At 67.2% G+C, this 17554-nt stretch carries 1 protein-coding gene; it reads left to right on the top strand.

Annotation, left to right across the window (positions count from 1 at the left end; translation table 11 throughout):
* The first annotated feature begins 24 nt into the window (after positions 1 to 24).
* Positions 25 to 17550: a toxin glutamine deamidase domain-containing protein gene (locus BN4332_RS25780; protein WP_066902293.1), complete on the top strand. Its 17526-nt coding sequence runs from the start codon at positions 25 to 27 to the stop codon at positions 17548 to 17550.
* Positions 17551 to 17554 lie beyond the last annotated feature (4 nt).

The following is a 17554-nucleotide window of genomic DNA, read 5'->3' on the forward strand; positions in this document are numbered from 1 at the left end:
GGGTACGGCCACACCGAATCGCTTATGGACATCGAGATCCCTCCCGACCTCCAATGGGTGTCATACCTCGCGGGTGGTGAGTGGCCGCAGGGCAGCGAAACCCGAACGCGCCGCATCGGCGAGCACTATCAGGCCGCGGCCGAACAGCTCCAGGAACTCATCCCGGAACTGAGCAGAGTGCGTGGAGAGACGCTGTCGGTACTGTTCGGTGAGACCGCCGATGCCGCCGAGAAACAGTTCGCCATGCTGTTCGACGGTGACTACGCCGTGGACAGACTCGTCACCGGCATTTCCGCAATGGGCGAGGGAGCCACCAACTTCGGCACCGAGATCGAATACAGCAAGCTGTCGATCATCGTCGGGCTTGCCCTGGCCGCCGCCGAGATCTCGTGGTGTCTGGCCAACGCCGGTCCGACCTACGGCGCATCCACCGCACTGATCCCGGTCATCGAACAGACCACCGTCCTGACGATCCGACAGATCGTGATGGCCGCGCTGCGGCGCCTGCTCGCCAAGATGCGTGAACTGCTGAGCAGGACGATGATGAACCGGCTGTTCCGCCGGGAGATGATCCGCGCCTCGATCAGAGAGGCCGGACAGGAACTCGCGCAGGGTTTGACACAAGAGGGCATCGTCCAGGGCATCCAGGCCAAGAACGGGCATGCCGACTTCCGGTGGGACCGGTTCAAGACGACTGCCATCGCCTCGACGGTCGGTGGAGGAGCCGGTGGCGCCTCGGCCCTGCCGGTCGGTGCCGCACTCGGGCCCGCGCGCAACAGAATCACGGCCGCCACCAAGGGCGCGACCGTCATGTTCACCGCCGGCGTGGTCGGCAACGTCGCCGGAACCATGTCTGTCGGTGGCGAATTCGACACGCTCGCGATCCTCGCCGGGTCGACCACCACCAGCATCGGTGGCCTCAAGGGCGCCGGGCTGTCCTCACCGAACCCGCAGACCAACAATACCGACCCGGCTGCGGAATCCGGGCCGACCGCGCCGACCGGCGAGCTGACGGGGCTCGATCCGGACGGACCGTCCGACCTCGACTCCGCGGCCAAACCCGATACCGAGAGCGAAACTACCCCGGCCAACGACAACACGCCCAGTGCGGCGGCGCCCGCCGCGCCGAAGGCCGCACCGTCCAACACGGTCAATGGACCGGCGAAGAATGCTGTGGCGCAGCATGATCCGTCGACTGCCAAGCAGAGTGCGACAGGCAAGACCCCAACTGAGGAGCGGTCCACCGACCAGCACGCGGCCGAGGACGAATCGGCCGACTCGGTTACCGACCAGTCGCAGGCCGACACCAGTGACACTAGCGACACCGCCGACGACATCCAGACGGCCGAACCCACGGCCGGCAACGATCACGTTCAGCAGGCGCCTGAAAACGACACCGCGACAACTCAGTACGCACAACTCTCGGAGGAGCACAACGCCGCGGCGGCACCGATGCCGGTGGCGGAGACCGCGGAGTCTGCGGCAGCGGCCGACGCCACGCTGGCCAGCGATACCACGCAGGCCACCGACAGCATGCAGTCGGAGCCTGTCCAGGACGAGATCGTCCCGACCGAGCCCACTCAAGCGGAAACCGTCCAGACCGAGCCGGTTCAGGCTGATCCGGTTCAGGTCGATCCCGCCGCGCCGGCCCCGCAGGCGACCCCACACGTGGGACCGACCACGACCTCGCAGACCGCTGCCGCGCCGGCAGCGGGCGGACGAACCGAGGCGCAACCGGCTGCCCCCGTAGCGAAGACATCTACTCCTGTGGCCCGCGAGGAAGTTTCGAAATCGCCGGCGCCGCATGCCCAGTCTGAGAAGTCTGCACCGACACCGACGTCGACAAGTTCCGATGCGGCGGGCGTGCCGACGGCGCGGGTTCAGGACGCCGTTGCCGCGGCGAATCAGTCCGACCTGGGCACAGCGGACCAGGTCCCGGTGGTCGACGATCGCTCCGACGATTGTGCGGACCGGGTCGCCCAGGCGTTGTCGAACAGATACGGCCGCCAGATCCGGCTTGCCCCTTTCACCTCGGAACGGGGCAGGCCCGGCATCCAATTGTTCGAGGCCACCGGTTCGGCAGCCCAGTTCGCGTCCTACGCCGATGTGAACAGCGTGCTCGGGCAGATGGCTCCCGGTTCGTCGGCCGTGCTGGTCTCCGCGTGGTCGGGTGGACCGAACCAGGGTGGCCACGCCTATCTCGCAGTCAACGACAATGGGCAGCTCTTCCTTGAAGACCCGAACACCGGTCGCCGTTCGCCGTGGCCGCCCGGGTGGGGGCAGGACGCCGTATTGCGTACAGCCGTAGGATATCTCGACTCGAGCGGACGAGCCGTCGACCCGTTCCAGGGGCGTCCGCAACAGTTGGTGGCGGCAGCTGCTGTGGGCGATGTGCAGGGGCATCCGCCGCAAGGCGATCCGACTCCGGACCGGAACAACGACGGTGACACCGCGCCCGGTGAGCGGTGGCGCAGCGTGGTGCCCCAGAGCATGGTGGCGGACTCCGCGCTGGCACGGCGCATCCCGCCGGTTCAGATCGACGGAGTGCGCAACCCGCTGGGCATGATGGAGGCCGCCGACGCCCGGGCCCGTAGCAATGCGGCCTGGTGGTCACAGTTGACCGGTGCCGAGCAGCTCGCACTGATCGAGACCTACCCGCAGCACATTGGCAACGCCGAGGGCATCCCGGCGTCGGCCCGGCACCGGGCCAATACCATCTCGCTGAGCGAGAGCAGAAGTCAGCTGCAAGCGTTGCGCGACAGCGGGCATCGGCTGAGCCGCAGCCAGAGCAAGTTGCTCGCTCGCCTCGATCAGATCGACGCGGCGCTTACCCGAGCCGAACAGCTGGCACAGCAGTCCGGTCTGGGCGGGCCACAGCTCTTGTCATTCGACCACACCGCATTCGGTGGGGACGGTCGCGCGGTGGTCAGCTTCGGCGCCGACCCGTACCGTGCGGACTCGGTTTCCTGGCATGTGCCGGGCCAGGGCATCACGATCGATCAGGTCGGCGCCTTCATGGGCGACGCGCTCAACCACCTGCAATCCACCACGAAGGAGAATCCGGAGGTCAGCGCCGCCTCGATTGCGTGGATCGGCTACGACACCCCGAGTGGTCTGAGCAGCTGGCGCGCAGCCGGGCACACGCTGGCCCGCGAGGGCGGCGCGATCCTGTACAGCGATATTCGCGCCTTCAATGCGGCGCGCGACACGCTTGCCGGCGACGGCAGTCATTTCAGCGGAAACCACGTATTTGCCCATTCCTATGGCACCACGGCGACCAGCTACGCGGGCCGGGACGGGCGGTTGGCCAACGATGTCCGCACCATCTCGTTGATCGGCTCACCGGGTACCGGACCGGTGCGTGCGGCAGCTGATTTCGGCATCGGCGACAACGTCTTCGTCGCCTCCTCGTCACGGGATCCGTTCACCGCACTCGGTGGCCGCAACCCCGGTTCGGCCGGGCGCATTTTCGGTCTCGGACTGGGCGCCGACCCGGCGATGAACACCTTTGGGGCCCAGCGGGTCACGGCCGAGTTCTCCTCGGATATGGATCGCGCCCGGAGTCGGGGAACCCACAACTCCTACTACCGGTATGCCGACCGCACCGCTGGGGTGCGCAGCGAATCGCTGGCCAACTTCGGCCGGATCGCCGCCGGGCACGCCGATCGGATCGACACCGACACGCACCGAACGGTCGACACACAGCCGCGGAGATACTTCGGTACACGAGAACGCACGGTGGAGCCCGCGGCGGGCAGGCCGCTGCGACTCGAGGGGGAGACCAGTACCCAGGGCGACCGCGAGACCCGGCGCCCGTGGAATCCGCGTTGGCAGTCCGAGGTGCAGGCGACAGCCGAACTCGACACCCGCACGCCGCGCGAGATCGCGAACGAAGCGCTGGACGAGCGGGGCGTCAAGCCCAAGGACATCATGAGCCCGGCCGATCACAGAGTCTCGGTGGATCAGGCGGTGGATCGGGCGCGGGCGAATGCGCACTGGTGGGCAGGTTTGTCGGAGGCTCAGCGACAGGCTCTGATCGAGACGTACCCGTTCGAGCTCGGCAACGCCGAAGGTATCCCGCCGCTGGCGCGTCACCAGGCGAACTCGATCATGCTGGAGCGCAACGCCGCCCGCCGCGACCTTATGGTGTCGCAGCGGGACAACGGGATCGCCCTCACCGAAGCGCAGGAGAAGTTCATCAAGCTGATGGACGACATCGAGTCCGCGCTGCGCACCGCCGAGCGGAACGCGGTCCGGCACGGAATCGGCGGACCGTACCTGCTGGCGCTGGACCCGGACGCCTTCGGTGGGGTGGGCCGTGCGATCGTGAGCTTCGGCGCCGATCCGTATACCGCGCAGTCGGTGTCCTGGTACGTGCCGGGGATGACGACGACGATCGAGCGGCTCGGCACCATCATGCGCCGCGGGTTCAACCAGCTGCGATCGACGCTGCAGGAGAGCCCGGATCTGTCGGCGGCCTCGATCACCTACCTCGGTTACCAACCGCCCGGGAGTTGGGATCCTCGGGTCGGATTCCAGCGGATGGCGCGAAACGGCGGGCAGATCTTCGCCAGTGACATCGCCTCGTTCAACACCGGCCGCGACATATTCACCGGGGACGGTAGCCATTTCAGTGGCAATCATGTGTTCGCGCACTCGTATGGTTCGACCACGGTCAGCCATGCCGGCCACGGCCGCAGGCTGGCCGATCAGGTCCAGACCATCACGCTGATCGGTTCGCCCGGGGCCGGACCGCTGCGGACCGCGGCCGATTTCGGTATCGGCGACAACGTGTTCGTCGCGGCGTCCTCGCGGGACCAGACCACCGGCCTCGGCGGCGAGCATGCCGGCGACCGGGGGCGCATGATCCGGCGCATGGGCCAGGGCATCGACCCGGCGATGGACATCTTCGGTGCCCGCCGCATCACCTCGGAATTCCCTGTCGCCCTTGATCATCGGGGCGCCGGTTCGCGGATGACGCACAGCCTGTACTGGGCCTACATGGATCCAGGGACTCTCCAGGTGCGCAGCGAATCGCTGGCCAACTTCGGTCGAATCGCGGCCGGCCACGCGGACCAGGTACACACCGAGGGTCACCGCACCCTGCATCAGCGGCGTCGGTGGCTGCTCGGTGGTACCCGCGAGCAGACGGTCGAACCCGCGACCGGACGTCCGCTACGGCTGACCGACGATCCCACCGCCAACCACTCCGTGGAGGGTCGGCACTTCTGGAATCCGCGCTTCCGGAATTCACCTGCGGAGGTTTCCGAAGCCCAGGTGCCCGTCGACGACACGACGGACGTCGCCCGCGCGGCGCAGGAACTGCCGGCAGCGGAGACCACCGATGTCGAGCAGACGGCCGTGCCGGACCGGGTGGTGGCCGATGTGGCATTGGCGGAGAGAGGAATCAAAGCCGCCGATCTGATGAGCCCGGCCGATCACCGGGTGCCGGTGGATCAGGCGGTGGACCGGGCGCGGGCGAACGCGCACTGGTGGGCCGGTTTGTCGGAGGCCCAGCGGCAGGCGTTGATCAAGACGTATCCACACGAGGTGGGAAATGCCGAGGGCATTCCGCCGAAGGCCCGGCATGATGCGAATTCGCGGATGCTGCGCCGCTATCTGGATCACCGCGATCTCCTGTTGTCGCGCCGCGAGAACGGCGTTGCGCTCAGCAAGTTCGAATCGAACTACATCGATCTGATGCACGACATCGAGTCGGGTCTGCGTTCGGCACAACGCAACGCCACCAGGCTCAATGTCGACGGACCGTTCCTCTTGGCGCTGGATCCGCAGGCCTTCGGCGGGGTGGGACGTGCGATCGTGAGCTTCGGCGCCGATCCGTATACCGCGCAGTCGGTCTCCTGGTACGTGCCGGGGATGACGACCACGATCGGCAAGCTGCGGGCGATGACGATGCGCGCGGTCAACCTCCTGCAGTCCACCCTGCAGGAGAACCCGGGGCTGTCGGCGGCCTCGATCACCTACATCGGTTACCAGGCCCCGGGCAGTTGGGATCCGCGGGTCGGGTTCCAGCGGATGGCGCGGAACGGCGGGCAGATCTTCGCCAGTGATATCGCGTCGTTCAACGTCGGCCGGGACGTATTCACCGGGGACGGTAGCCATTTCAGTGGCAACCACGTGTTCGCGCACTCCTACGGGTCGACGACGGTCAGCCACGCCGGATTCCGGGGCCGGTTGGCCGATCACGTGCGGACCATCACGCTGATCGGCTCGCCCGGGGCCGGGCCGCTCCAGACCGCGGCCGACTTCGGTATCGGGGACAACGTGTTCGTGGCGGCGTCCTCGCGGGACCGCACCACCGGACTCGGGGGCGAGCGCCGGGGTGACCGCGGCCGGACGATCCGGCAGATGGGTCAGGGCATCGACCCGGCGATGGACATCTTCGAGGCCCGCCGGATCACCGCCGAATTCCCCGCGGCACGCGACCACATGGGGGCCGGGTCGCGAATGACTCACAGCCTGTACTGGTCCTACCTGGACCCGGGCACCCTCCGAATCCGGAGCGAGTCGCTGACCAACTTCGGAAGGATCGCGGCGGGCCACGCGAACCAGGTCGACACCGAAGGCCACCGCACCCTCGATGAACGCCGGCGGCCGGTGGTCGGTGGGACGCGAGAGCAGACCGTCGAACCGGCGCTCGGGCGTCCGCTGCGGCTGGCCGACGATCCGGCCGCCCACCACTCGGTCCACGGCCGCAACCGCTGGAACCCGAACTTCTTGCGCAGCACCAACTGTGCCTACGCCGTCGCCGAGGAGCTGTCGGTCCGCTACGGGCGCGACATCACCGTCGACGCTCCCATCTCGCCGCGAGGAGTGCCCGCCCGGAGCCTGTTCGAGGCGGTCGGATCGACCGCCCGATTCGCTTCCTACTCCGACGTCGAGGCCACCCTCCAGCGATTGGGCCCGGGTTCGTCGGCCGTGCTGGCCTCCCGTTGGCGCGGCCGGGGGGAGGGCGGCCACGCCTATCTCGCGGTCAACGACGGTGGCACCATCTACCTGCTCGACCCGCACACCGGTCGACGCTCGAGTTGGCCGCCGCACTGGGGGCGGGATGCCGTCAAGCGCACCGCCGTCGGGTACCTCGACGCCGGCGGCGCCCCCGTCAATCCGCTGGACGGCAACACCCGCAGGCAACTGCTCGATGCCGAGGCGGTCGGCCACGTCCAGGGTGATCGCACCCAGAGCGCTGACCAGACGATTGCCGATGACGCCTTGGCGCAGCGCACACCGGCGGTGCGGCCGGACGAATTGCGCAATCCGCTCGGGGTGCCCGAGGAGGCCGCTGCCCGCGCCAGGAACAACGCCACCTGGTGGGCCGGTCTGTCCGAGACACAGCAGCAGGCGTTGATCGAGACCTATCCCCAGCACATCGGGAACGCCGAAGGGATCCCGGCGGCGGCCCGTGATGCGGCCAATCGCAATGTGCTGCAGGAGCTTCGCGACCGTGCCGATCGGATCCAGACCAAGATCGACGAGTTCGACCGGCCGACCCGCGCCGAACGCAAATTCCTGGCGAAGATCGACCAGTTGGATCGCGCACTGGACAAGGCCCGGGCCGACACCGTGCGCGCCGGGGAAGACGGCCCGCTGCTGCTGGCGTTCGATCCTCAGGAATTCGGCGGCGACGGACGTGTTCTGCTGAGTTTCGGGCATGACCCGTATTCGGCGAACTCGGTGTCCTGGCACGTGCCGGGTGTGCAGACCACGATGCACTCCCTGCTCGGCTTCTACAGCCACTCGGCGCTCAATCACCTGCAGTCGGTGCGTGCGGAGAATCCCGAGCTCAAGGCCGCATCGATCGCCTGGATCGGCTACGACGCGCCGAGCGGCCGGAAAATCTGGCGCGCCGTCGGCCACCGGTTCGCACGCACGGGCGGCGACATCCTCCACAGCGACATCAGCGCCTTCAATGCGGTGCACCAAACAACCAGCGATGGACAGGCTTTCACCGGCAATCACGTCTTCGGCTATTCGTACGGGTCGACCACCACCGGTTACGCGGGTCGCGACGGGCGGCTCGGCGATCACGTCAGCACCGTCACCCTGGTCGGATCGCCCGGGGTCGGACCGATCACCCAAGCGTCCGAGTTCGGCATCGGGGCGGACAACGTCTTCGCGGCATCCTCCTCGCGGGATGTGGTCACCGCGCTCGGGGGCCGCACATCCGAATCTTCTGGCCGGGTCCTGGGATTGGGCCTCGGTGTCGATCCCGCCATGCATTCGTTCGGTGCGGTGCGCGTCACCGCCGAGTTCCCGTCTGGGCTGAATCGCCTGCTCACCGGTGGCACCCACCACGCCTACTTCCTGCACACCCCGTCGTCGGGCCGCAGCGAATCGCTGGTCAATCTCGGTCGGATCGCGTCGGGCCACTCCGACCGGGTCACGGTCGAGCCGCACCGGACCGTGGAGGGCCGGCATACCGTGGAGCCCGCCGCCGGGTCGTCGGTGCGTCGAATCTGGAACCTGCCGTGGCGAACTGGCCAGAACTGTGCTCAAGGTGTCGCCGCGGAATTGTCAGCGATGTACGGCCGTGAAGTGCGACTCCCAACCCAACCGACACGCAGCGGCGTCCCGGCCCGCGCGTTGTTCGAAGCGGTCGGGACCGATGCGACGTTCGCCACCTACGCCGAGGTCGAGCAGCGCCTGCGTGAACTCGGCGACGGGTCGTCGACCGTGCTGGCGTCGCGGTGGAGCGGCGGGCGCGGTGGCGGGCATGCCTACCTCGCGGTCAATGTGGGCGGGGACATCCAACTCGTCGACTCGCACCGCGGGCGCACGGGGTGGCCACCGCACTGGGGACAGGAGGCGGTGAGCCGCACCGCGGTCGGATACCTCGACCCCACCGGAAAACCGGTGGGGCGCAGCGCTGTCGATGCCCCGCTGAGGCTCACCGCAGCCGATGAGGTCGGCCAGGTACGCGGACACCGCGACGATCCCGACTTCGCACAGCGGCAAGCCGAATACCGGGCACAAGACCGGGCGACGCGGCCGGTGGACACCCGCTACGCCGAGCCCCTGGGCGACGTGGTCGACAACGCCTCGGATCTGGCCCGGGTCCGCAGGCTCGCCGAGGACCTGTCCGGCCGGTACGGTCCCTACCGTATTCAGCTGAGCGCCGACGAGAACCTGCCCGGTGACGTCGTGCTGACCGGTGAGATCTTCAACGGCGACACCAAGATCGGGACCATTCAGCGACAGTTCGACAGAGACAGTGCAGGCAACCTCGTCGCCTATCACACCGGTCTGGTGATCGAAGGGGACTCCCCGCACCTGCGTGGTCAGGGCTTCTCGAAGGCGTTGACCGCCGAGCTCGAGCGCTACTACGTGGACTCCGGCGTCGACTACATCGAGCTGAAGTCCCATGACGCCGGCAGTAATGCGTGGGCGCGCAGGGGATTCACCTGGGATCCGCAACCACACCGACTGGCCGGTTCGCTGGACAGCATCAAGAGTGCGGCCGCCCGTCTGGCACCGAGCCTCAGCCCGGAGGGGCGCGCGGTGCTGGCGGACATGGTGGCCCGGCTCGAACCTGGCCACCCGCGGCTGCCCGAGCCCTTCGAGGTGGCCACCCTGGCCACCGCGGCCGAGCCCGAACTGGGCCGGCAACTGTTGCGCAACACCGAAGTCAACTTCATCCGTCACATGCCGGTTGCCGAGGATCGCGTTCAGCCGAACACCGGGTTGATGTCCCGGCTGCAACGCTGGCTCGGGCTCGGCGGAGGGCAGTCCTCGGGGCAGAACTGTGCGCACGGCGTCGCCGCGGAGCTGACGCAGCGGTACGAGCGGCCCTTCCGAGTGGACATGCAGGCCTCGCGCACCGGGGTTCCGGCCTGGTCGCTGTTCCGGGCCGTCGGATCAACCGCCCAGTTCGCGACCTACGACGAGGTGGCCGCGACGCTGCACGATCTCGGCGACGGCTCGTCGGCAGTGTTGGCCTCGCGCTGGGCCGGAGGACGCCAGGGCGGCCACGCGTATCTCGCGGTCAACGACGGCGGGCAGATCTATCTGGTCGACCCACACACCGGAAAGCGGTCAGGGTGGCCGCCCCATTGGGGCCAGCAGGCGGTGGACCGAACCGCGGTCGGTTACCTCGACGCCGACGGCGCCGCGGTGCGTCCGCTCCCTCAAGCGCCACTGCATGTTTCGCTCAGCGTCGCCGACGGCATCGGAGATGTCCGGGGCCAACGGGCGACCGACGATTTCGCGGCCAGGCAGCAGGAATATCGCGCCCAGGATTCCGCCACCCGCAAGGTTGACACCAGTTATGCCCAACCCATGGGTGAGATCGTCGACAGTTTGGACCCGGATCAGGTCCGCCGGCTCGGCGAAGACCTTTCCGGCGTCTATGGCCCGTACCGAGTCGAGGTTTTCCGGGCTATCGCTGATGAGCAGACCGGTGACGTCATCATCGGCGGTCTGATCTTCAGCGGTGACGAGGAGATCGGCTTCACTCAGCAGACCTACCTCCGCGACCGCGACGGCAACCTGGTCGCCCATCAGAATGTGGTGGAGATCCCGGACCGGGCCTTCCGGGGCAAGGGTTTCTCCAAGGCGCTGACTGCCCAACTGGAGCAGTACTATGCGATCTCAGGCGTCGACCGGATCGAACTGCGCACCGAGCAGGACGGCGGCTACGCCTGGGCCCGACAGGGTTTCAGCTGGAACCCGGATCCGGCGAAGCTGAAGAGCTCACTGGACAACGTCCGCAATGCGGCCGTCAGGCTGCGCGACCAGGTCAGTCCCGAGGCACAGGCGCTGCTCGACGACGTCGTGCAGCGACTCGATCCGGGTCGGCCGGATCTACCGGAACCCATAGACCTGGCGGCGTTGACCACGGGCCAGGAACCGCATCTGGGCCGTGACCTGCTCACCGATACCTATTGGAGCGGCGTCAAGTACCTCGGTGCCGCCGATGCGATCGGTGACGTACAGGGCCTCCCCGAATACCGAGCGCAGGATCCCGCCACCCGGCAGGTCGACGCCCGCCACACCGAACCGCTGGGCGAGGTCGTGGACAACCGCGATCCCGCCCAGGCGCAGCGGCTCGCCGAGGATCTCTCCGGCGTCTATGGACCATACCGCGTCGAGTTCCAGGCCTACGAGAACCCGCGGGGCGTCGTGCTCAACGGCTCGATCTTCGCCGGCGCGGTCGAAATCGGTTCTGTCGAGCGGATGTTCAGGCGCGATGCGTCGGGAAACCTGGTCGCACACCACACCGGCGTGGTCATCGATCAGCCGCGATTCCGCGGCAAGGGGTTCTCCACGGCTTTTTCGTCGGAACTTGAGCGCTTCTACACGCGTGCCGGGATCGACCGGATCGAGCTCGAAGCACAGCAGGATGGCGCACACGTGTGGGCCCGGCGGGGCTTCACCTGGGACCCCCACCAACTGCAAGCGTCCCTCGACGACATCAAGGCGTCAGCGCGCGAGCTGGCACCTGGGCTCGACGATCACAGCCGCGCCGTCCTCGACGAGATGGTTCAGCGCCTGGACCCGGAAAGATCCGATCTGCCGGAGCCGGTGGAGATCGCGTCGCTGAGCACCAACGAGGTACCCGAACTCGGTCGCCGGCTGTTGGAAGGCTCGACCTGGTATGCGGTCAGGTACCTCGACGGTGGTGATCCGCTGGCGCCGGGCCAGAACTGCGCCCACGACGTGGCCGGCGAGCTGTCCTCCAGATATGGCCGCGAGTACCGGGTGGCGGTCGCACCCTCGCGTACCGGGGTACCGGCCTGGTCGCTGTTTCAAGCGGTCGGTGGGCGCGCCCAGTTCGCGACGTACGACGAGGTGGCGCAGACCCTGCGTCAGATGCCCGACGGTTCATCGGCGCTATTGACCTCGCGGTGGGCCGGGGGAAGGCAGGGCGGCCACGCCTATCTGGCGGTCAAGGACGGTGGGCAGATCTATCTGGTCGATCCGCACACCGGACAACGCTCGGGCTGGCCACCGCACTGGGGACAGCATGCCGTCGACCGCACCGCGGTCGGATACCTCGACGCCAACGGCGACCCGGTGCAACCCATACAGCGCAGTTCCTCGCAGCAGGCATTCGGCGCCGCCGACACGGTCGGTGACGTGCGGGGCCACCCCCGGGACAGCGATTTTTCGGCCCGACAGCAGGAATACCGGAATCAGGATCCCGCCACCCGGCAGGCCGACAGCCGATACGCCGAACCGGTGGGCGACGTGGTGGACAATTCCGCCGACCCGCAGCGGGTGCAGCAATTGGCCGAGGACCTCTCCGGTCGCTACGGCGCGTTCCGCGTCGAGCTGCAGCGGGTCCCTGATGAGGCCACGGGTATCGCCGGTTACATCTTCAGTGACGGCAAACAGGTCGGGCACATCTACTGGTCCTATCGCCGGGACTCCGATGGCAATCTGGTCGCCTTCCACGGGATGATCGAGATCACCAGCGCATCCCATCGAGGAAAGGGATTCTCCAAGGCCCTGGCCAAACAGCTGGAGCCGTTTTACGCGCACTCGGGCGTCGACCGGATCGAGATGGAAGCTGCCTGGGATGGTGCATATGCTTGGGCCAGTTGGGGTTTCAGCTGGGCACCGGAACTCGCGAACCTGCAAAAGTCGCTGAACAGCATCAAGACCTCGGCTCAACGGCTGCGGCCACAGCTCGGCCCCGAAGCGCAGGCGGTTCTCGATGAGGTCGTGCAGCGGCTGGACCCCGACCATCCGCGCCTGCCGGATCCCGTCGATCTGGCCCGCCTGGCCGCTCCCGGTCATCCCGATCTGGGCCGCAGGCTCCTGACCAACACCAACTGGCATGCCGTCAGGTACCTAGACCCCGATGCCGGCGACGCGATCGGGGACGTGCAGGGCTACCCAGAGGGCGCTGAGTTCCTGGCCGGACAGCAGGAATATCGGAATCAGGATCCCGCCACCCGCCGGGCCGACACTTCCTTCGCCGATCACCTGGCGGAAGTAGTCGACAGCTACGACCGCCAGGACGCCCGCCAGCTCGCCGAGGATCTGTCGGGGATGTACGGGCCGTATCAGGTCGAGTTCTCGGTCGAACGCACCATCCCGGGCGAAAGCGTGTCGCTGTCCGGACTGATCCGCAGCGGGGACACCGGAATCGGCTATGTGTCCCGGAAGTTCTCACGTGACGACGACGGAAACCTGGTCGTCGAGAACACCATCGTGAGAATCGAGGACACCGAGTACCGTGGGCGCGATTTCTCGAAAGCGCTGACCTCCGAACTGGAACGGTATTACGCGCGATGCGGCGTCGATCGGATCGAGTTGGTGTCCAAGTGGCAGGGCAGCAACGCCTGGGCGCGTGCGGGTTTCACCTGGACCACCGATCAGTACCATCTCTTCGAGTCGCTGAATGACATCAAGGACGCCGCGCGTCACCTGCGCGGCCAGGTCGATACCGAGTCGCAGGCAGTGCTCGACCAGATCGTGGAGCGCCTGCAAGCCGGCCACCCGCGCTTGCCTGAGCCCATCGACCTCGCGGTCCTCGCCACCAGTGCGGAACCCCAACTGGGTCGAAAGTTGCTCGACAACACATCGGTGCACTTCGTCAAGTACCTGCCCAGCCTGTCCAGCGGAGACCTGCAAGCATCCCCACAGAACTGCGCACACGAAACCGCCGATGCGTTGTCGGAGAGATACGGTCGCGAATTCCGCGTGGCCGCGGAACCCACCCGCACCGGCGTACCGGCCCGGGCTCTGTACGAAGCCGTCGGTTCGGCTTCGCGTTTCGCCAATTACGACCAAGTGGCCGAGACGTTGCGACAGCTCGGTGACGGCGCATCGGCGGTGCTCACGTCCAGATGGCACGGCGGACACAGCGGCGGTCATGCCTACCTGGCGGTCAACGACGGCGGCGAGATCTATCTGCTAGACGGTGGCCGACGTTCGGGTTGGCCACCGCACTGGGGTCAGGCCGCCGTCGACCGCACGGCGGTGGGTTATCTCGACGCCAATGGCGATGCGATCAATCCGTTGCACGATGTTCCGCTGCGGCTGGGCACGGCCGAATCCGTGGGCGACGTCCAGGAATTGCCCGGTGAGCCCGCATCCCCGGCGCAGTTGGCCGATGCGGCGCTGGCGCAACGGAGCCCGGCCGTAGAAGCCGCAGAGCTGGTACGTCCCGCCGGGGACGCGCAGCTGGCAGTGGAACGGGCCCAGGCCAACGCGGCTTGGTGGCAAGGACTGAGGGGCGACCAGCGGCAGGCATTGATCGAGACGTATCCGGCGCAGATCGGCAACGCCGAAGGCATCCCGCCGATGACCGCCCACGAGGCGAATTCCCGCGCCATGCAGGACTGGCTGGCCAAGGGGCGTGAGCTGCAGGCCAAGCTCGAAAGTGGCGTTCGCCTTGGTTGGGAACGGCACCTGGAGATGTTGCGTGCCAAGGCCGTCGGGGATGCTTTGGAGCGGGCCACCGATGCCGCGCGGCGGGCGGGTATCGACGGTCCCCACCTGCTGCGGTTCGACCCCGATGCCCATCACGGCGCAGGCGTCGCGGTCATCGGATTCGGCGTCGATCCGTACCGCGCGGAATCCGTGTCGTGGCACATCCCCGGTCGAGGCATGACCATCCAGGAACTCGGCCCCGGTATGGGATCGGCGCTCAACCATGCGATGTCGGTTCTGCTGGAGAATCCCACCGCGTCGGCGGCCTCGATGACCTGGATCGGGTACGACACGATGGCCGATGATGCGGCCCAGGCCGGCGGCGAGTACCTCCACAGCGACATCAGCGGGTTCAACGCCGGCCGCGATGCCTGGTCAGACGGCTTGCGCTTCAACAACAATCACGTATTCGGACTTTGCCAGGGATCCACGGTCGCCGGCTACGCCGGCGACCAGGGCCGGTTGGGCGGTGAGGTCCGCACCGTGACCTTGTTCGGATCGCCAGGGCTGGGACCGATGGACCACGCACGGCAATTCGGCCCGGACATCGACGTCTATGTCGCGTCGTCCTCTACAGACACGTTTACCTGGCACGGGGGTTCAGCTCCAGGTGCACGAGGGGACTTCCTCGATGGATACGGTGTCGACCCGTCGATGGACTTCTTTGGTGCACAACGAATCACCGCCGAATTCCCGCTGGTGGTGATGACCCGAGCGGGCGACTACGACATTCACAACTTCTATTACAAGTTCGTCGACAAGGACGCCGGCGTGCGCAATGAGTCGCTCGCCAACTTCGGACGGATCGCCACCGGGCACACCGAGCGGGTCGGATTCGAAAGCCACCGCAGCGTGGTGTCGGAGGCGGGTCAGGAGACCAAGGTTCGGGATCCGGCCGCCGCGCGCTCGGTGCAACTCGAGGATCTGCGATTGCCTGATGCCGATCCGGCGGACAACTGCGCCTACGGCGTCGCCGATGCGGTATCGCAGAGGTACGGGCGTGACATCCAATTTGATACCCCGGTCACCGCGACGGGGGTGCCGGCGCGCTCACTGTACGAAGCGGTGGGATCACGTGCCGATTTCGCGACCTACGCGGAGGTATCCGAGAGGCTGGCGCAGTTGGGGCCGGGCTCGTCGGCGGTGCTGACCTCGCGCTGGGCCGGGGTGCGGCAGGGCGGGCATGCCTACCTCGCCGTCAATGACGGCGGCGAGATCCATCTGATCGACACGCGCACCGGGCGGCACTCGGGTTGGCCGCCGCACTGGGGGCAGGCCGCCGTGGATCGCACCGCGGTGGGCTATCTGGACGAGCACGGCAATGCCGTTGCGCCACTGAATGACCCGTCGTCACAACTGGCCGGTGCCCAAGCCGTCGGTGACGTGCGAGGGCTACCGGATGACCCAGAACTCCCGCCGAGTAGACAACTTGCAGAGCTCGTTGACAACCCCGATCCTCAGCGTGGACAACAGCTCGCCGATGACCTGTCGGGTGTGTACGGGCCGTTCCGGGTAGAACTCGAAGCCACGGCGGTACCGGGCAGTGACATGGTCGCCATATCGGGTGTGATCTTTGATGGCGAAACCGAAATCGGTGCGCTCGACTGGTCATTCAACCGCGATGATGAAGGCAAACTGGTCGCGTACAACGGTCTCGTGACGCTCGAACCTGGGTACCGCGGTCTCGGGTTCTCCAAGGCGATGCTGGCGAAACTCGAGCCGTTCTTCGTCCGCAACGGTGTTGACCGCGTCGAACTGACATCCGATTGGCAGGGCAGCAATGCCTGGGCGCGCCGCGGGTTCACCTGGGGTCCTGATCTCTACCATCTCCAAGGCGCCTTGGATCAGATCAAGATGCGGGCGGAAGACCTGCGGAACCAGGTGAGCGCCGAGGGCGAGGTCGAGCTCGACGAGATGATGGAGCGTCTGGAAATCGGTCATCCGAGGTTTCCCGAGCCCATCGATCTGGCTGTACTTGCCACCGAGGAAGAGCCCGATCTCGGCCGACGCCTGCTGGAACACAGCTCGATCGACCTCGTGAAGTACCTGCCGTCGGCGCCCGTTGACCCGCTCGCCGCGCTGGGCCTGCCGCATCACGCGCCGGGCACCCTGTCCGAGGGGCAGGCGATCACGGCATTCGCCGGCGGCGAAGATCGGCTGCGCGCTCTCAACGACGAACTCCTGCGCAACGGTGTCACCGCGGAGGAGCGTGCCCGCCAGCTGACCGAGGCCCGGAATGCCCTGCGGTCGTGGGCGTATGGACTGATGAACAATCGGGTGGCCGCGGATTGGCTCGCCGCCAACACGTCGAACCCCACCTTCGCGGAGCTGGTCGCCCGCAACGAGGAGCGGGGACTGACGGCTGACGCGGTCTACGAGGCGATCATCGAGACCGCAACGCACAGCCGTCTCGCCCCGGGCAGCCTGTCCGACATCGAGACCGGCGCGGTGTATTCGCAATTCGAGCTCGGAATGCGCGCACTCAACGAGCAGATGACCCGCGACGGGGTGAGTATCGAGGACCGGGCCGAGACCCTGTCCGGTCTGCGCGGCTCACTTCGAGCCTGGACCCGTGAACTCATGGAGAACCGGCCCGCCGCCGAATGGCTGTCGGCCAACGAGAGCAATCCGTCGTTCGAGGACCTCGTAGCCCGCTATGAAGGGAAGGGACTCTCGGGCGATGCCGTCTACCAAGCCATCATCGACGGCGCCACCCACAGTCATTACGCGGCGGGAACCCTGTCCGACGAGGAGACCCGTACCGTCTACACCACCTTCGAGCTCCGAATGCGCGAGCTTCGGGACCAGCTGCTACGCGACGGTGTGAGCGCCGAGGAACGAGCCAGGACCATGTACGGGATGCGGGCGACCATCCGCAGCTGGACCCGGTCCTTGATGGAGAACCGGGAACTGGCCGACTGGCTGAATGCCAACGAACCGAATCCCACGTTCGACGAGCTGGTGGAACGAAACCGCGCCAAGGGACGTGTCGGCGACGAGATCTACGAGGCCATCGTTGCCAGCTCCACCCGCAGCCGTGGCAGTGTGAACGCAGAACTCGGCATCGACCCGGACAACCCGCCCGAGTTGCCCCCGATGCGGGGCCCGACCGACCTGCCGCTCCCAGGTACCGAGGAGGACAGCACATGACGAA

Origin of the sequence: Mycolicibacterium houstonense (assembly GCF_900078665.2) — a bacterium.
Lineage (GTDB): Bacteria > Actinomycetota > Actinomycetes > Mycobacteriales > Mycobacteriaceae > Mycobacterium > Mycobacterium houstonense.